Raw genomic sequence first — 1,467 nt, forward strand, 5'->3', positions numbered from 1 at the left:
AAGAAAGGCTTTATGGACTGCCCTGCTATCACCATTCAAAGACCGGATGGTACAGAAAAGGTACTCCCTTCAACGAAAATCACCTCGAGAGGATTGGCATGTTTGAGAGAACAAATCCATGGAGGTGTACAATGAAGATAGACACCAACTTCTTATGTGATTTGTGGATAGCATTATCTCAATTTTCTAATGATGAAAATGTGAGCGACAAAGATTGTAGTGCTCTGGTTCAAACTATGAATGCAATAGAAAAGGTCCTAGTTTTAAAACTTCAAGATGACGTACCCAATATTACAAAAATCTTGGCAATTCTTACAGATTTTGGAGCTTCCGAACTTCCACATAGCATGGATTCTTTGTTGCGCGCTTATGAACCAAATTTCGAGAGCCCTATTAAAAAGGTTGCTTAACTTAAAAACAAAACTCCCCTCCCTATCGTTAAAGGTGGGGAGGTAGTCAAGAGACTTCTTTAGGTAAGAACTCAAAATGAACGGGTTTAAAACCAGTTAAGTCATAATCTGTAAGATCTGCAGTATCGACAAAGTTTTCTGCTTCTTTATCCATCTTAAAAACGGGCATTTGTTTTAATTTAGAGGTTTTCATAAGAATTAATTTTCTTTTAGTACGTATAGACTTTTAAAAGATTCAAAGTTTAGAAGAAATGTATCTGTTTAAACTCACACCATTTTCAGCGGCTTGTATTGCAAGTTTTCTATGGAGCTCTGGTGGTATTCTTAATTGAAACTTACCACTGTATTTACCATGTGACAAAGGCACAGGAACTTCTTCTCCATTATGTTGCATGTCCTCAACAACTTCTGAAACAAGGTCCATAATACCTTTTAAAGCTTTCTCTGCTTGAGCATCTAACCATGAAAGGGATGGGAATTCTGCACACAATCCGACATATTCCTCATCTTCTTGCGACCACAAAACACGATATGTATAATGATTATTGTTCATGTTTCATCCTTTCTATCGCTTGTAAGACTTGTTTGACTTGATAAGCTTTTGCTTTGTTACCAGAATCTTTTTGAATATTCACACGAGGATCACCAAGCCACGGTGTTTTAAAAACAAAGTGGCTTGTACCATTGTTCCGTGGTTCTCCAAAGAAATAGACACATACAGCCAACAAATCTGAAAACTTAATGTTCTTTGGTGATGCTTTCATCAAGCTGATTATTTTTTCAACTTTATTACTCATAACCAATGATAGTATCATTATTAATCCTAGTCAATCATTTTATGCACTTAATTGAACAGGAGCCCCCATGCCCCCCCGTGAGACGATAAGGGAAAGCTTTGTTGCGTTGATAAAGGCTGCAAAGACGGCAGCTGGTGACAATGTTTTCAATATGCGTGATTTCAATTTATTTATTGAAGCAATGCCAGCTATTAATATCTCAACGCAAAATGAAACCATTGAAGATGGACATGATTTTGGCTTAAGGCGGCGTGTTTTAA

4 protein-coding genes and 1 pseudogene are annotated in these 1,467 nt (G+C 36.9%); 2 read left to right on the forward strand and 3 right to left on the reverse strand.

Annotated features, from left to right (window positions below):
• Positions 1-131: 131 nt before the first annotated feature.
• Entirely contained in the window at positions 132-410 is a 279-nt protein-coding gene (locus tag ACFILT_RS08755) for a hypothetical protein (RefSeq protein ID WP_375679915.1), read from the forward strand.
• 46 nt (positions 411-456) lie between these two features.
• Here the strand turns inward: ACFILT_RS08755 and ACFILT_RS08760 are convergent, their stop codons facing one another.
• Genes ACFILT_RS08760 through ACFILT_RS08770 form a run of 3 tightly spaced genes read right to left on the reverse strand, consistent with a single transcriptional unit; the run spans position 457 to position 1,225 of the window.
• On the reverse strand, positions 457-603 hold the full coding sequence (locus ACFILT_RS08760) for a CopG family antitoxin (RefSeq protein WP_375639652.1): 147 nt from the start codon (positions 601-603) through the stop codon (positions 457-459).
• A gap of 42 nt (positions 604-645) precedes the next feature.
• Positions 646-963, reverse strand: coding sequence for a type II toxin-antitoxin system HicB family antitoxin (locus ACFILT_RS08765; protein WP_004856761.1), 318 nt, complete (start codon positions 961-963; stop codon positions 646-648).
• Entirely contained in the window at positions 953-1,225 is a 273-nt protein-coding gene (locus ACFILT_RS08770) for a toxin HicA (RefSeq protein ID WP_273790312.1), read from the reverse strand. The genes ACFILT_RS08765 and ACFILT_RS08770 overlap by 11 nt, the downstream gene beginning before the upstream one ends.
• A 49-nt stretch (positions 1,226-1,274) precedes the next feature.
• On the opposite strand from ACFILT_RS08770, the pseudogene ACFILT_RS08775 reads away from it, so the two are divergent.
• Positions 1,275-1,467, forward strand: a pseudogene (locus ACFILT_RS08775) (hypothetical protein); the annotation flags it as partial.

Origin of the sequence: Bartonella sp. AP7XZML, from assembly GCF_042195745.1 — a bacterium.
GTDB lineage: Bacteria > Pseudomonadota > Alphaproteobacteria > Rhizobiales > Rhizobiaceae > Bartonella.

Excerpts from the sequence above, each read along its gene's own strand:
- ACFILT_RS08755 (WP_375679915.1), top strand. The coding sequence starts at position 132 with ATGAAGATAGACACCAACTTCTTATGTGATTTGTGGATAGCATTATCT.
- ACFILT_RS08760 (WP_375639652.1), bottom strand. The coding sequence starts at position 603 with ATGAAAACCTCTAAATTAAAACAAATGCCCGTTTTTAAGATGGATAAA.
- ACFILT_RS08765 (WP_004856761.1), bottom strand. The coding sequence starts at position 963 with ATGAACAATAATCATTATACATATCGTGTTTTGTGGTCGCAAGAAGAT.
- ACFILT_RS08770 (WP_273790312.1), bottom strand. The coding sequence starts at position 1,225 with ATGATACTATCATTGGTTATGAGTAATAAAGTTGAAAAAATAATCAGC.